This window comes from Rhodopseudomonas sp. G2_2311 (genome assembly GCF_047501505.1).
Lineage (GTDB): Bacteria > Pseudomonadota > Alphaproteobacteria > Rhizobiales > Xanthobacteraceae > Rhodopseudomonas > Rhodopseudomonas palustris_H.
Window position 1 is genome coordinate 1 of record NZ_JAZDRK010000028.1, and the last position, 14,442, is coordinate 14,442.

At 65.6% G+C, this 14,442-nt stretch carries 15 protein-coding genes and 2 tRNA genes; 7 read left to right on the forward strand and 10 right to left on the reverse strand.

The genetic code is table 11. From position 1 onward, the window contains the following. Positions 1-49: 49 nt before the first annotated feature. From VRZ08_RS23060 to VRZ08_RS23080, 5 genes are all read right to left on the reverse strand, one after another. Entirely contained in the window at positions 50-1,168 is a 1,119-nt protein-coding gene (locus tag VRZ08_RS23060) for a glycosyltransferase family 4 protein (RefSeq protein WP_414534021.1), read from the reverse strand. Positions 1,169-1,270: 102 nt separating this feature from the next. Then, positions 1,271-1,347: transfer RNA gene (locus VRZ08_RS23065), tRNA-Pro, on the reverse strand. Positions 1,348-1,427: 80 nt separating this feature from the next. Next, the gene (locus VRZ08_RS23070; protein ID WP_414534022.1) at positions 1,428-1,913 is read right to left on the reverse strand and encodes a DUF192 domain-containing protein; all 486 of its coding nucleotides are present in this window, start codon (positions 1,911-1,913) and stop codon (positions 1,428-1,430) included. A 181-nt stretch (positions 1,914-2,094) separates the two neighbouring features. Continuing rightward, the gene (locus VRZ08_RS23075) at positions 2,095-2,802 is read right to left on the reverse strand and encodes a cold-shock protein (RefSeq protein ID WP_414534023.1); all 708 of its coding nucleotides are present in this window, start codon (positions 2,800-2,802) and stop codon (positions 2,095-2,097) included. Positions 2,803-3,005: 203 nt separating this feature from the next. Then, on the reverse strand, positions 3,006-3,767 hold the full coding sequence (locus tag VRZ08_RS23080; protein WP_164573785.1) for an SIR2 family NAD-dependent protein deacylase: 762 nt from the start codon (positions 3,765-3,767) through the stop codon (positions 3,006-3,008). A gap of 482 nt (positions 3,768-4,249) precedes the next feature. On the opposite strand from VRZ08_RS23080, the gene VRZ08_RS23085 reads away from it, so the two are divergent. Continuing rightward, positions 4,250-4,699: a VOC family protein gene (locus VRZ08_RS23085; RefSeq protein ID WP_414534024.1), complete on the forward strand. Its 450-nt coding sequence runs from the start codon at positions 4,250-4,252 to the stop codon at positions 4,697-4,699. Between the two features lie 279 nt (positions 4,700-4,978). Here the strand turns inward: VRZ08_RS23085 and VRZ08_RS23090 are convergent, their stop codons facing one another. Next, a complete protein-coding gene (locus tag VRZ08_RS23090; RefSeq protein WP_107357501.1) occupies positions 4,979-5,236 on the reverse strand; it encodes a PilZ domain-containing protein in 258 nt (85 codons plus the stop codon). 337 nt (positions 5,237-5,573) lie between these two features. On the opposite strand from VRZ08_RS23090, the gene VRZ08_RS23095 reads away from it, so the two are divergent. Further along, positions 5,574-5,648, forward strand: a tRNA-Glu gene (locus VRZ08_RS23095). Between the two features lie 727 nt (positions 5,649-6,375). Next, entirely contained in the window at positions 6,376-6,966 is a 591-nt protein-coding gene (locus tag VRZ08_RS23100) for an HdeD family acid-resistance protein (protein ID WP_414534025.1), read from the forward strand. 26 nt (positions 6,967-6,992) lie between these two features. Here the strand turns inward: VRZ08_RS23100 and VRZ08_RS23105 are convergent, their stop codons facing one another. The 3 genes from VRZ08_RS23105 to epmA form a co-directional block, all read right to left on the reverse strand. Further along, entirely contained in the window at positions 6,993-7,256 is a 264-nt protein-coding gene (locus VRZ08_RS23105; protein WP_107355607.1) for a hypothetical protein, read from the reverse strand. Between the two features lie 158 nt (positions 7,257-7,414). After that, positions 7,415-8,506, reverse strand: a complete 1,092-nt coding sequence (locus tag VRZ08_RS23110; protein WP_414534026.1) for a lysine-2,3-aminomutase-like protein — start codon at positions 8,504-8,506, stop codon at positions 7,415-7,417. Then, complete coding sequence (gene epmA, locus VRZ08_RS23115) at positions 8,503-9,558, reverse strand: EF-P lysine aminoacylase EpmA (RefSeq protein WP_414534027.1); 1,056 nt, start codon at positions 9,556-9,558, stop codon at positions 8,503-8,505. Before epmA ends, VRZ08_RS23110 begins: the two co-directional genes overlap by 4 nt. 137 nt (positions 9,559-9,695) lie before the next feature. Here epmA and efp point away from each other — a divergent pair, with 137 nt between their 5' ends. Continuing rightward, complete coding sequence (gene efp, locus VRZ08_RS23120) at positions 9,696-10,262, forward strand: elongation factor P (RefSeq protein WP_107344436.1); 567 nt, start codon at positions 9,696-9,698, stop codon at positions 10,260-10,262. Between the two features lie 67 nt (positions 10,263-10,329). Here the strand turns inward: efp and VRZ08_RS23125 are convergent, their stop codons facing one another. Continuing rightward, positions 10,330-11,325 (reverse strand): lipid kinase, encoded by a 996-nt coding sequence (locus VRZ08_RS23125; RefSeq protein ID WP_414534028.1) that lies wholly within the window; start codon positions 11,323-11,325, stop codon positions 10,330-10,332. A gap of 222 nt (positions 11,326-11,547) precedes the next feature. Here VRZ08_RS23125 and VRZ08_RS23130 point away from each other — a divergent pair, with 222 nt between their 5' ends. From VRZ08_RS23130 to VRZ08_RS23140, 3 genes are all read left to right on the forward strand, one after another. Beyond that, a complete protein-coding gene (locus VRZ08_RS23130; RefSeq protein ID WP_414534029.1) occupies positions 11,548-12,777 on the forward strand; it encodes a lytic murein transglycosylase in 1,230 nt (409 codons plus the stop codon). 17 nt (positions 12,778-12,794) lie between these two features. Next, the gene (locus VRZ08_RS23135; protein ID WP_408016312.1) at positions 12,795-13,913 is read left to right on the forward strand and encodes an FUSC family protein; all 1,119 of its coding nucleotides are present in this window, start codon (positions 12,795-12,797) and stop codon (positions 13,911-13,913) included. A gap of 84 nt (positions 13,914-13,997) precedes the next feature. Next, positions 13,998-14,288: a hypothetical protein gene (locus tag VRZ08_RS23140; protein WP_011158059.1), complete on the forward strand. Its 291-nt coding sequence runs from the start codon at positions 13,998-14,000 to the stop codon at positions 14,286-14,288. Positions 14,289-14,442 lie beyond the last annotated feature (154 nt).

The following is a 14,442-nucleotide window of genomic DNA, read 5'->3' on the forward strand; positions in this document are numbered from 1 at the left end:
CTCCGGCCACGGCCTCGGCTGCTGAGCCGCAGCCTGCGCGGTCGCAGCTTCAAGACGGCGGCGTGTCGGCCGTCTCGCCGGCGATGATCGCGGCGGCGCGGTCGAGCCCGGAATAGAGATCGTGACTGGCGCCGTAGCGGGCGCCGTTCTCGCTCCATGACACGCGGCGCCCCGGCGCCGTCGCCTGACGCAGCGCCTCATTCAGGTTGCCAGGACCGAACGGCTCCGGCAGCACCACGCCGGCATCGGCGGCTGCAACGTGCCGGGCATAGCCGCACACTGCGGTGGTGATCACCGGCAGGCCGTTGACCACCGCTTCCAGGATCGCGGTGCCGGTGGTGTCGACCCGCGCCGGATGGATCAAAACATCCGCTCCCGCCATCAATTCGGGAATGTCGCGGCGCATGCCGAGCAAGCTGATCCGGTGCGACACCTTGGCGTCGCCGGCGAGCCGGCGCATCAGCCGCCCCTGCTTGCTGTCGTCGGCAACCCCGGCCACCACCAGCCGCGCCTCCGGGAACGCCGCAAGCGCCGCCACCGCGCGGTCGAGCCCCTTGGTCAGCGGATGCGCCGCCACCGCGAGCCAGACGACGGGATCGCCGACGACACCGAGCTCGCCGCGGATGCACTCGCGGGTGCCGTCGGTGCGAAACTCCGGATGGCGCCGGCCGGGATCAATCGTCGGCGGCATCAACGCCAGCCGCTCCGGCTCGGTGCCCCAGGCGGTTTGGAAACTGTCGAGCTGGTTCTGGCTCAGCAACAGACACTGCGTCGGCCGTCCGGGTGCGAAACTCGCCGCCTCCAGCCCAAGCTTGATCCGGCGACGCGCGGTGAAGCGATCGGACCACCGCGCCGGGCGCGCTTTGTCACAGCCGTCGGCGCAGTACAGCACGTCGAGGTCGGTCAGCTTGCCGAAGCCCGCGAACCGGTCGAAGTCCGGTTTGCGCTGCGCCGCCGCCTCGGCAAAGCGCTGGTCGCGGCCGTGGTTGCTCCAGGCGCTGACCGGCAACAGCTCGATGTTCAGGTCGGTCGGCAACTCGCCCTGCCGCCGCGAGGCCAGGATGGTGACGTCGTGGCCGCGCGCCATCAGCCGCCGGGCGATGCCCATGCAGTCCCGCTGCAGCCCACCGCTCGGGAACAGCGACACGATCGCCAGCGCGATCTTCATCGGCCAAGCTCCGCAGCAGCCTCAGGTCTTACGGCACAATCGGCACCGGCCGCGTGCCCTGGGAGGCCGCGGCGAAGCCATCGTGAAATGAAGCAAGACGGGTGGTCGGGGCAGCTGGATTCGAACCAACGACCTGCAGTACCCAAAACTGCCGCGCTACCAGGCTGCGCTATACCCCGATCCATGACCCGATCCATGACCCGGATCTCTGGGCCGACGGCCGTCGATACACGGTTCACGTCAGCCCAGCAAGCCGGCCTCAGCGCGACTTGAACAACGGATGCGCCACCCGGTCGCCGGCGGCGATGCCGAGCTTCTTGGCGGTGCCGCCCGAGACCTCGAGCACACCCGCGACCGGCCCACCCGAAGCGATGATCCGGGTCGACAGCGGCTCTGTGTTCTCAGCGATCCGCAGGATGGTGCCGTCGCCGCGGATGAAGATCATGTCGAGCGGGATGTAGGTGTTCTTCATCCACATCGAGACCTGCTGCTCGGGGCGGAAGTCGAACAGCATGCCCTGCCCGTCCGGCAGGCTCTTGCGGTACATCAGGCCGACTTCCCGCTCCTGATCGGTGGTGGCGATCTCGACAGTGAAGACGTGCACGCCGGTTTTACCGACGATCTCGAGCGTCTGCATCTGCGCCGCGACCGCACCCTGCACCAGAAGGCCGCACAGCATCCCCGCCATCGCGAGCGCACCCAGCCACCGCAGCCGGCGGAATTTGAACATTTCAGAAGCCTGCATGGAATCGAACCTGTGTTTCGCGGGGCGCCACGGCCGCGCATCGCCGCCGGGATCATGCTGAACGCATTTCCGCCGCGCAAACAGCATGCGCGGCGGGCGTCAGCCGATTCACAAATTGGCGATCAAGGATGGCGCGATCAAGAACGGCGCGTGTGCGCGCCCTTTGCGGTCCGGCTGCCGTTCAGTGCGAGGACAGCCCGGGTGCGCCGTTCTCCGGCTGGATCTCGGCCGCCATCATGCCCTTGGAGCCCGGCCCGAACCGCACCAGCACATACTGGCCCGGCCGCAGCTCGGTCATGCCATAGCGGCGCAGCGTTTCCATGTGCACGAAGATGTCCGGCGTGCCCTCGCCGCAGGTCAGGAAGCCGAACCCGCGCAGCCGGTTGAACCATTTGACCTGCGCGCGCTCGAGCCCACTGGTCGGCGTCACGCTGACATGGGTGCGCGCCGGCAGCATCTGGGCCGGATGGATCGCGGTCGACTCGTCCATCGAGACGATGCGGAATGCCTGGTAGCCTTTGGCGCGCTGCACGCATTCGACGACGATGCGGGCGCCCTCATAGGCGGTCTGGTAGCCGTCGCGGCGCAGCACGGTGACATGCAGCAGAACGTCGGGCCAGCCATTGTCAGGAACCACGAAGCCGTAGCCCTTCGAAGCGTCGAACCACTTGATGACGCCGCTGATCTCGACGAGGTTCGCGGCTTCGCCGAGACCCGTAAAGGCATCGCGCGGATTCAGATCGCGGGGAACTGAAAGGTCGCCATGTGCGCCGGCTCCGAAGTCCCGCGGCGAGAAATCGCCTACCGGAAACTCCGCTGCTCTCGGCTTCGCAGCGCTGGCTACGGGCAAAACGCCCGGCCTTTTGGACTCAAATCCGTCCGACCCCATGACCCCGGACCCCGCACGTCATCAACAAATTCGTCGCATCCGCGACGAGGATGATTCGCCGAGCATTCCCTCAAACTACTCAGGATTGCGCCGCCGCGAATCTGTTGATTCGAAGATAACACCGTGGTCCAAACGGCAAAGACAAAAAAATCGTTACGCGACAACTATAAACAGCCTTGAAAGCCTGCGAATCTTACGAGGTTTCAGTTACCGACGAACGGTCCAAGCGTTTCTCCGATGTCGTGACGGATCACTAGATCGGCCATTTCATCTTGTTCAGTCGGCTCTCTGTTGATGATCACGAGCTTGGCGCCGCACTCTTTGGCCAGCATCGGAAAGCCCGCTGCGGGCCACACCACAAGCGACGAACCGATCGCAATGAACAGATCGCAATGCTGCGCCAGATCGGTCGCGCGGCGCATCGCCTCCGGCGGCATCGACTGACCGAACGATACCGTCGCGGTCTTCACCGGCTCGTCGCACGCGGTGCAATGTGGCGCGTGCCCGGTGCGGAAAAACCATTCGCGCACCCACTCCAGCTCATGCCGTTTGCCGCAGCCGATGCAGCGCGCGTAGGTGGTGTTGCCGTGGAGCTCGACGACGTCGTGTTCGGCGAAGCCGGACATTTGATGCAGATTGTCGATGTTCTGCGTGATGATCGCCGGCACCTTGCCGGCTTTGTACAGCGATGCGAGCGCGCGATGACCGCGGGTCGGCCGCGCCTTCGCAAAGGTCTGCTCCATCGCGAAGCGTCGCCGCCAGGCTTCGTCGCGCGCATCCTGGCGTGCCACGAACTCGTCGAACGGAATCGGCTGATTGCGGCTCCATAAGCCGCCCGGCGATCGGAAATCAGGAATGCCGGACTCGGTCGAAATGCCGGCGCCGGTGAATGGCACGATCGACGAAGCGTGCGCGATCATGTCGCCGAGCTGTTCGACCCCGCTGGAAAGGCTGGGTGCGATCATGGTTGGATCATTTCAAACTTACCCTGTCGTCGCGCGAGCGTCCGCGCGCCGCGAGCGAACCGGGGCGACGAGGCTGCGCCGACATCGACGCATCCGCCGCGGAGAAGTTGCCGGTTCCCGTGCTCAGATTCGAAGCCACATTTTTTTGAATTGCAAGAGGGCTGCCGTGGTCGGATAGTTGAACCCGTCTCAACGGATGACCTCCTCTGAAAGAGCCCCGCGCGACCTCCAAGGCGGGGCTCTTTTTCGTCGGTCGTCCGCCCGCGATCGGATGCGAAGTCACGATGTTCAGTGCCCTCGCCTCTCGTTCGCCACACCTCCCCGAGCGCGCATAAGGTCCGGAGCCTCGGCTCCGGACCTTCATCGTTTTGACGTCCGGTCCGGACATCATGGCCGGCGCCGCGAGCGCGCCGCCTGCGCTTTTCATGGCGGCCATTCCGTCGCAGAATCCCCGGCACCTTTCTCAAGGAGACCACCCGCACATGCGTTACCTGCACACCATGCTCCGCGTCCGCAATCTCGACACCGCCCTGAAATTCTTCGTCGGCGCGCTCGGCCTCAAGGAGGTCCGCCGCATCGACAACGATAAGGGCAAGTTCACGCTGCTGTTCCTGTGCGCGCCGGAAGACGAGGACCTGGTGAAGCAGTCGAAGGGCCGCCCGGCTCCGACGATCGAACTGACCCACAATTGGGACGAAGAGACCTATGGCGAGGACCGCTTCTTCGGCCATCTCGCGTTCGAAGTCGACGACATCTACGCGACCTGCGCAAAGCTGATGGAGCTCGGCATCACCATCAACCGCCCGCCGCGCGACGGGCAGATGGCGTTCGTACGCTCGCCGGATCTGCAGTCGGTCGAGCTGCTGCAAAAGGGCGACGCGCTGCCGCCGCAGGAGCCGTGGGCCTCGATGCCGAACACCGGCCATTGGTAAGGCGCTGGCGGTCCCGTCCAGCAGAGATCGCCCGCATCCGCTTGGTGATGCGGAACGACGCGCAGGACCTCGCGTTGGTCGAACAACCAACGGAGGACATCAATGGCGCGAGGACTGTTACTTTGGCTGATCGGCGTTCCGATCCCGATTATCATTCTGTTGTGGCTGTTCTTCGGCCACTGAGCTGACATCGCTCGCCACGCTTTTTTGCCGGTCACAACGGGCTCCGCGAACATTGGAGCCCGTTTTGTGTCGGCACTTCAGCGCATCAACGTGGCCTCAATTGACGAACTTGACGCCGAGCGTCGTGCCGCGTCGCCACACCACTTCGCACTGCCGACCCTGACGCGCGTCGCGCGAAAAGCCGAGCCGCAGCCGTGAGCCGAGCGACTCCGCTTCGCCGAGCACCAGCTTGGCCCCTGAACTCGACAGATCGAGCACCTCGCACGGCCGCGCGGCAAAGCCGCCGTCGAGCGTGATCCAGCCGCTCTGGCGTACCGATTTGCGCGCCTCGCGCTTGGTCTTGTCCTTGGCCATGATGTCGTCCTCGGCCTGCTTGGATCGCTCGCCGGAGGGTACAACGCCGCGGCCGGAGCGAAGCAGAAAGTGAGCGTTCGCGGGCCCCGATCGCTCAGGACCGTCTCTGCTCTAGGTCCCGGGCTGTTGAAAAATCGTTGCAAGATTTAGCGAAAAGTCGGGGTATCGGCAGATCGCTGCGGAGAGCGCTTGCCCCTCCGGAAAAACGCCACTATACGTTCGCCCGCTGCTTCGCCGCGGGCCCGTTCCGGCGCCTGCTGAAACAGCCGTTTCGGGTTAGACCGTGCGTTTCCGCCTGCTTGCGATCCTTGAAGGATCGCGCCAGTCCGGCGGCTTCGCTCCCTTCGTCTATCGGTCAGGACGCCACCCTTTCACGGTGGAGAGAGCGGTTCGATTCCGCTAGGGAGCGCCATCATTCCTTTTGAGCGCTGCAAGGATCCCAGCCAGTCGGTCTCCGGCCAGCAATCCCCATGATGCGTGCGGGTCTGGGCTGACCTCATAGTAATCAGTCTGGCCGCAGCTGGCGCATTCATAGATTCGCAGTTCGATCGATCGCACCGGGGACACCCGGGCGAGCCCCGTGCGAGCACCGCACCTGCTGCAGTGGGGCCGTTTGTCTTTGCACATGCCGCCTCCTAACGGAGACTGATTGCTTGTGGTGCGAACGCCGCAACCACAATTTTAAATTGAATATTTTTCTTTATACTCCCTTTTCGGATGCCCAGCGAATCCAATGTGCAGATTCGGTCGCCGACCGCGCAGGACATGGTTGCGCAAGTGTTTGCCGGCGGGTGAATTGGACGCGAACAAGAGGCACGCGCAATTGAACTCTCCCCGCCCGATCCTCATGATCGGTGGGTGGTGGGCACTCGCAGCCTGAAGTCCTGTGCGCTTGAAGTCAGGCGAACACGAACAGCGTGATCGCAAGCGCCAACGCGACCAGATGCAAAACGGCTGGGACCATCGGTCGTCTCCCGCCAAAGTCGTCGCAATCGAACGCTACAATTAACTGATTCCCGACGCCGTTTCGATTCGCCTGCACACCTCGGACCAGCACGCCGAATACCGTTGAACTATTAACGCCGAGGTGCGTTGCGCGGGGTAGGTTCCTGAATGGGAACCATTAAAGGAGAAGTCCCATGTCTCTGCCAGATGACAGCCTTCGCCCCGAAGACGTCGAGCGCCTGCAAGCGCGCGTCGAGGCGGCCATCCGCGATCACTGGAAGGCCTATCTGTTCGAAGGCATTCTGCTGCTGATCATCGGCTTTGCGGCGATCCTGCTGCCGCTGCTCGCCAGCATCACCTTCACCATCATGCTCGGCTGGCTGTTCTTCATCGCCGGTGTGGCCGGCGTCGGGTTTTCGATCTGGGCGCGCAAGGGCCCCGGCTTCTGGTGGTCGCTGCTGTCGGCCGTCTTGGCGCTGGTCGCCGGTCTGGTGCTGATCGCGATGCCGCTGCAAGGCACGCTGACCCTCACCTTCATCGTCGGCGTGTATTTCCTTGCCGAAGGTGTCGCGACCATCATGTACGCCTTCCAGCATCGCGGACGGATGTCGGAGCGCTGGGGCTGGATGCTCGCCGCCGGTATCGCCGACATCCTGGTGGCGTTCATCATCATCTCGGGCTGGCCGGGCACCGTCTGGGCGATCGGCCTGCTGATCGGAATCAATCTGGTGTTCGGCGGCACCTCGCTGATCGCGATGGCGCTCGCCGCCCGTAAGAGCACCTGATTGCGCGACGTCTGCCGCGGTTCGCGTCAGCAGCCGCGGCAGATGCTCTTGATCTTGCGGTCGAGCGCCGCATCCGCCGGATCGATCTGATCGATCGTCCGCTCCGGCGGCGTGTCGTTGCGGCGCGGCTGCAGATGCCCGATCGGCGCTTGCCGGAGCCCCGCCCCGCCCCCGGACACGTCCGGCGACATCGTCGAGCCGGCCGAACCGCCTGTGCCGCTGCCGGATTGCGCCAACACCGCGCTGCCGCTCAGGGTCAGGATCGCGGCGGCGATCATCACAGATTTCATCGGAGCTCTCCTTCCATTCACGCTCCCGCCGCGAGGCTGGGCGCCGATCGCGCCAACATCACGGCAGTCTGCATCGGCCAATGGTCCGCCCAACCCCAGCACCAACGCATCATTCCCGGCCCAGTTGCCGGACTGCACCAGCGACAGAGTACCGCCGCTCATTCCGACCGCGGCGGATACAGATGCACCTCGCCGCAATAGTCGGCGACACGATAGCGCGAATCCGGCTCGGTTCCATCGGCGTCCGACAAATAATTGGGGCCAACCGGCGCCTTGCCGTAGCCGCCGGGAATGTCGAGCACGTACTCCGGCTGGCAAAGTCCAGACACATTGCCGCGCAATGCGCGCATCAAGGCCTGGCCCTCGGCGAGCGTGGTGCGGAGATGCGCGGTCCCCGGCGCCAGATCGCCGTGGTGCAGGTAGTACGGCTTGATCCGGCACTCGACGAAAGCGCGCATCAACGCCTCGAGTGTCGCGGCGTTGTCATTCACGCCCCGGAGCAGCACCGACTGGCTGACCATCGGAATTCCAGCGTCGACGATCCGCGCGCACGCCGCGCGCGCCGCCTCCGTCAGCTCCCGCGGGTGGTTGGCATGCAGCGCGAGCCATGTGGTCTTGCCCGGCCCGCGTAGCGCCCGCACCAGATCCGGCGTGATCCGCGCCGGATCGGCGACGGGCAGACGGGTGTGAAAGCGGATGATCTTGACGTGCTCGATCGCGGCGAGTTCGGCCATGATCTCGCCGAGCCGCCGCGGCGACAGCATCAGCGGGTCGCCGCCGGTGAAGATCACTTCCCAGATCTCGTTGTGCGCGCGGATGTAGTCGAGCGCGGCAGCGGTCGCCTCGCGCGACAGCGCATTGTCCTTGCCGGGACCGACCATCTCGCGGCGAAAGCAGAACCGGCAATACACCGCGCAGACATGCACCGGTTTGAACAGCACGCGGTCGCGATGCCGATGCACGATGCCTTCGACCGGCGCATGCGCGGCGTCGCCGATCGGATCGTCGCGCTCAAAAGCGAGCGAGGACAATTCCTCGGCGCGCGGGATGTACTGCCGCGCGATCGGATCGTCGGCATCGTCGCGATCGATCAGCGCCGCGACCGCCGGAGTCACCGCGATCGCATAGCGCGACGCGACCCCGCTCAGCATCGCGCGGTCGTCCGCAGTGGCGAGGCCCTCGGCAATCAGTTCGTCGGGTTGACGCAGCGTCGCCGCTGCCGGCGTGTTCAATCGGGTGACTTTGGTCATACGCCCTCGCCTGCCGGCGGCGTCCACACCACCTGATCGATCGTGGTTGCGCCGGCCGCCAGCATCACCAGGCGGTCGAAGCCGAGCGCGACGCCGCTGGCCTCCGGCATTTCGCCCACCGCCGCGAGAAAGGCTTCGTCGAGCGGATAGCGCTCGCCGTAGCGCCGCTCCTTCTCATCCATCGCGGAGATGAAGCGCGCACGCTGCTCGGCCGCATTGGTGAGTTCTCCGAAGCCGTTGGCGAGCTCGACGCCGCAGGCATACAGCTCGAACCGCTCGGCGACCCGCGGGTCGTCCGGTTTGGTCCGCGCCAGAGCCGCCTCAGGCGCCGGGTATTCGCTCAGCACCGTCAGCCTTCCATCGCCGAGCCGGGGCTCGACATGCTCGACCAGCACCTTGCTGAAGATGTCGGACCAGGTGTCGTCATCGGCGATCCGCACGCGTGCGGCGGCCGCGTTTGCCAGCGCCGTGCGATCTCCCTCGCCGTTCGAGATCGTGGCAAGTAGATCGATGCCGGCAAAACGGGCGAACGCATCGGCCACCGTCAGCCGCTCCGCCTCGGCGCGCGGATCGGCGCGCCGCCCCCTGAACGAAAACGTCTCGATGCCGGTGGCCGTGGCCGCGACGCGGACCAGCGCGACGCAGTCGTCGATCACCTGCTGGTACGGCGCCTCGGCGCGATACCACTCCAGCATGGTGAACTCCGGCAGATGCACGCGGCCGCGCTCACGGTCGCGAAACACCCGGGCAAGCTCGAAGATTCGCGTCTCGCCGGCCGCCAGCAGCTTCTTGCAGGCGAACTCCGGTGAGGTTCGCAGGTATCGGGAGCGCCGCTCGCCGTCCGGTCCCAAGAGTTCGGTGCGCGGCGCGTGCAGATGGGTCTCGTTGCCGGGTGAAATCTGCAGGATCGCGGTCTCGACCTCGGTAAAGCCCGCCGCCTCGAACCAAGCCCGCACGGCCCGGGTCACCGCCCCCCGCGCGCGCAAAAACGGCTGACGGTCCAGATACCTATCCCTGTTCCACCAGGGCGACGGTTGGCTTGTCGCCTCCATCTCAAGTCGCCCCCATCCGGCCGCGCAAAACACTGGCATCAGCGCCACAAATCAGTATGTTGCGCCCCGAAACCGTTTCGGCCTCGGGATACCAACGCCCGGATCGGGCCCGGACCTGAACGACAGGAAACATTCCTTTGAGAGTCATCGCCAGTTCTATTCGCAAGGGCAACGTCCTCGAGCAAGATGGGAAGCTTTACGTCGTCCTGTCTGCCGAAAACATTCATCCCGGCAAGGGCACGCCCGTCAGCCAGATCGAAATGCGCCGAATCAGCGACGGCGTGAAGATCTCGGAGCGCTACAAGACCACCGACCAGGTCGAGAAGGTCACCATCGAAGAGCGCAATTACACCTTCCTGTATGAAGATGGCGAAGGCTTCCACTTCATGGAGCCGGAATCCTACGATCAGGTCCAGGTCGCCAAGGACGTCGTCGGCTCGGCTGCGCCTTACCTGCAAGAAGGCATGGTGGTGAAGCTGTCGATGCACGACACCACCGCGGTTGCGATCACCCTGCCCCAGCGCGCCACGCTCGAAGTCGTCGAGACCGAGCCGGTGACCAAGGGCCAGACCGCGTCGTCGTCCTACAAGCCGGCGGTGCTGTCGAACGGCGTCCGCACCCAGGTCCCGCCGCACATCGGCACCGGCACCCGCATCGTGGTGCTGACCGAAGACGGCTCCTACGTCGAGCGCGCCAAGGACTAATTGCAATCAGCCCTGCTGACTGCCGCAAAGCCCGCCGCATCCCGGCGGGCTTTTTCGTTGGCGTTGTTCAAGGATGCGGCGGCGGGTGTTTCGGCGCGAATACGCTGACCGCGTTGCGCAGCAGCTCGAACCGGGCCGGCGTAAACGTCACCAGTTCGCCGTCGGCATTCACCGGCCGCGGCTTGCGGGTGCGGATTTCGAACGACGTGCCGCGCGCGGCACGCACCTCGCGCCACAGCACGTGGCGGCCTTTGCGGAAATCGTAGGCCACCGCCAGCAGCTTCCACACCTGCGCGAACTCCAGCGAATACAGATCGAACTGGCCGTCGTCGATTTCAGCGGTTTGCTCCACCGCCATGCCGCCGCCGTAGTAACGACCGTTGCCGACCGCGACCTGCATGGTCTTCACTCGCACCTGCTCGTCGCCCGACACGATCACCGCATGGAACGGCCGCGCCTTGCTCAGCACCTTCGCGGCGGTGAGCGCGTAGCTGAGGCGGCCGAACCTGCGCTTGCTCTCGCCGCTCAGTTCGCGCGCCAGATCGGCGCTCAGCCCGACGCTGGCGACGTTGAAGAACTTGTGCCCGTTGACGTCACCGAGGTCGATGGTCTTGCGATGTCCCGCCGCAATCACATCGGCGGCGGCTTCCATATCGAGCGGCAGGCCGAGCGTCCGCGCCAGATCGTTGGCGGTCCCCGCCGGAATGATGCCGAGCGGCAGCCCGGTCGTGACCAAGGCTGGCGCAGCCGCGTTCAGCGTGCCGTCACCGCCGGCGATCACCACCCCTGCGGCGCCTTCGGCATGGGCTTCGATCCACGGCGCGACCTCGTGGCGACTTGAAGGTGCCGAAACCACCAGGTCGAAACCCGCGGCGCTGAGTTTGGAGCCGGCCAGACCGACGGCCTGGCTGCCGGAGCGGCTGCCCCGATTGATCACCATCAGCAGCCGGCGCGTCGGCGCCGCCTGGGCAACGGCGCTGCCAAGGTCGGAGCCGTCGCTGGGCGCAGCCTCTTCGAGGTCCGGCTCTTCGAGGTCCAGCCCAATCTCGGATTCGCGGTCCACCTCAACTCCTCATTGTCTGTCGGCTGTATCGCGCCTCGAATGCCCGAGGCTGCGGAAGGCAGGTCGGTGTCACCAGTTGGGCGCAGAGCGCGGCGGTACAAGGGCACAGGCGGAGACATCGTGTCGCTGCCGCCCGTTGGAACAATCGGCGGCCCGCGTGCGCAGCTGCTATCGAGGCGCAGCGGCTTTGGGGACGACCTCAATGCCGCTAAACTGCCGGCCATGGTCGATCACGATTCCCCCACCTCCCTCACCCGTCGCCACCTGCTCCAGGCGGCCGTCGGCGCCGCCGTGATGCTGCCCGCCGCGGCTGCGGCCGCGGCGCCGGCCGGCTTCGATGAATGGCGCGACGCGTTCCGGGCCAAGGCGCTCGCCAAGGGCATCTCGCCGCGCACCTGGGATCGGGTGATGGGATCGCTCGAACCCGACATGAGCGTGTTCAAGAATTTCCAGAAGCAGCCCGAATTCAACGAGCAGCTCTGGCAGTACATCAACCGGCGGGTGTCGGATTGGCGGATCACCGCCGGCCGCGAGGCGCTACGCAAGAACGAAGCGTTGTTCGCGCGGATCGAGCGCGATTTCGGCGTCGAGCGCGGCACGCTGCTCGCGCTCTGGGGCGTCGAGAGCGCTTATGGCGATCCCTTGGTGCAGCAGAACCATATGCGGCCGGTGTTTCCGTCCCTCGCCGCGCTGGCGTGGCGCGAGCCGCGGCGGCGATCGTATTGGGAAACCGAGCTGATCAACGCGCTGCGGATCGTCGACAAGGGCTGGTCGACACCGGAAGAAATGCGCGGCTCCTGGGCCGGCGCGATGGGCCACAGCCAATGGATGCCGGAGGTGTGGCTGAACGTCGGCATCGACTATGACGGCGACGGACGGGTGTCGCCGTTCGGCCGGCCCGACGACGCGCTCGGCTCGACCGCGAAGTATCTGGTCCGGCGCGGCAACTATCGCCGCGGCGAGCATTGGGGCTACGAGGTCGAGGGCCCCGGCGGCACAGGCAGCGGGCGCCGCAGCTATTTGGAGTGGTCGCGTTCCGGCGTCACCCGCGCCGATGGCCAGCCATTTCCCAATTCCTCGGCCAGCGCAACGATGTGGGTGCCGGTCGACGGCGGCCCGAAATTTCTGATCGGGCCGAACTTCTACGCGGTGAAGAGCTACAATCCGTCGATGAACTACGCGCTGGCGATCTGCCACCTCGGAGATCGCATTCTCGGCGGCAGCCCGTTCATCCATCCCTTCCCCGGATCGGAACGCGCGCTGACGCTCGCCGAGGTGCAGGAGATGCAGACCCGGCTGACCCGCGCCGGCTTCGACACCGGCGGCACTGACGGCCGGGTCGGCAACGACACCATGAAGGCAATCCGCGACTTTCAGCTCAAGACCGGCCTATCGCCCGCCGACGGCTATGGCGGGCTCAAGGTGCTGGCACGACTGCGGCAGGGTGGATAGAGGCCGCAGGCTGTTCGATGATTCAACATCACTGGACGTGGCACCGGATCAAGGCGCTGGCGCACGAGGAGTGGCGCGAGCTCGTCACCTTCAATCCCAGCGACCGGCCGTGGCAGATGCCGTTCTCCGCGGCACTCGCCGCTGGCGTACCGATGCTGATCGGCGCCTATTTCGATCATCTCGACTACGGCCTGATCTCGTCGCTCGGCGGCATGGCGTTTCTGTATCTGCCGCGCACCCCGCTGCACCACCGCATGGTGTCGATGATGGCCGCCGGCTTCGGCTATGCCGCCTGCTACACGCTCGGGCTGGTGGTGCATCTGCTGCCGTGGTTGCTGGTGCCGGCGATCACCTTCACGGCTATCGTGGTCACCATGCTGTGCCGGTTCTATCGGGTCGGCCCACCGGGCAGCATGTTCTTCGTGATGGCCGCGGCGATCGCCGCCTATACGCCGAGCGACCTGATGCAGCTGCCGCTGAAGGCGGGGCTGTTCGTGCTCGGCAGCCTGCTCGCGACCCTGATCGCGATGATCTACTCGATCGTCGTGCTGCGGATCCGCGATCCGCTGCCGGTGCCGCCGCTGGCGATCGACGATTTCGAGCACGTCGTGCTCGACTCCGTGGTGATCGGCATCTTCGTCGGATTAGCGCTGGCTCTGGCTCAGGCGCTGCAGCTCGAGCGGCCGTATTGGGTGCCGGTGAGCTGCCTCGCCGTCATTCAGGGCCTGTCGGTGCGTGCGATCTGGAATCGGCATCTGCACCGCCTGCTCGGCACCGCGATCGGCCTCGGCCTCGCCGCGGTGCTGCTGGCACTGCCGCTGGAGAAATGGAGCATCGCGTTTGCGGTGATCGCGCTGAGCTTCGTGATCGAGACGGCGGTGATCCGTCACTACGGCTTCGCAGTGATCTTCATCACCCCGCTCACCATCTTCCTCGCCGACGCCGCGACGCTCGGCCAGGAGCCGGCGCACCAGATCATCGAGGCGCGGTTTATCGATACCGTCGTCGGCTGCGTGGTCGGCCTGCTCGGCGGCGTCTGCCTGCACCATCCGGGCTTCCGCCACGTGACGGCCCGCTTGATCCGCCGGCTGATCCCGGCCTATCTGATCCCCGCCAAACACGACCGGGGCGATTGACCGAAAGTCAGGGTTTTGCCCCGGCCGAGCCGTGGAATAATACCCTTCCTCCGTTTCTTCAGGATGTATCGCCGGATTTGAGCCATGACCGACGTGCGCCCTCAGGCCGAGACCTTCCAAGCTCCACTGGACGAAATCGTCTGGAACACCACCTTCCGCCGCGGCTTCGCCGAGGCCCGCTCGGGCCGCACTCCGCGCTATGACGACGAGGTGATGTTCCAGGACGGCCTCGCCTGGGTCTACGAATGGGGCCGCCAGTTCGCCATCCTGGCCCCGCCCGATCTGCCGCTGGTGCTGCCCGAAGAAGGCGCACTGAATCCCAAAGCGGTCGAGCTGTTCCGGGAAATGATCATCCAGGGCGAGATTTGTACTTAGCTTCCGGCATCCCGTTCATTGATCGCAACTCACGTCATGGCCGGGCTCGACCCGGCCATCCATCACTCTTGAAAGATGGATCGCCGGATCAAGTCCGGCGATGACGACAGTTTCAGGAGTTCGCGTCTTCATTCTGGGCTCGCGAGCGCGGCTC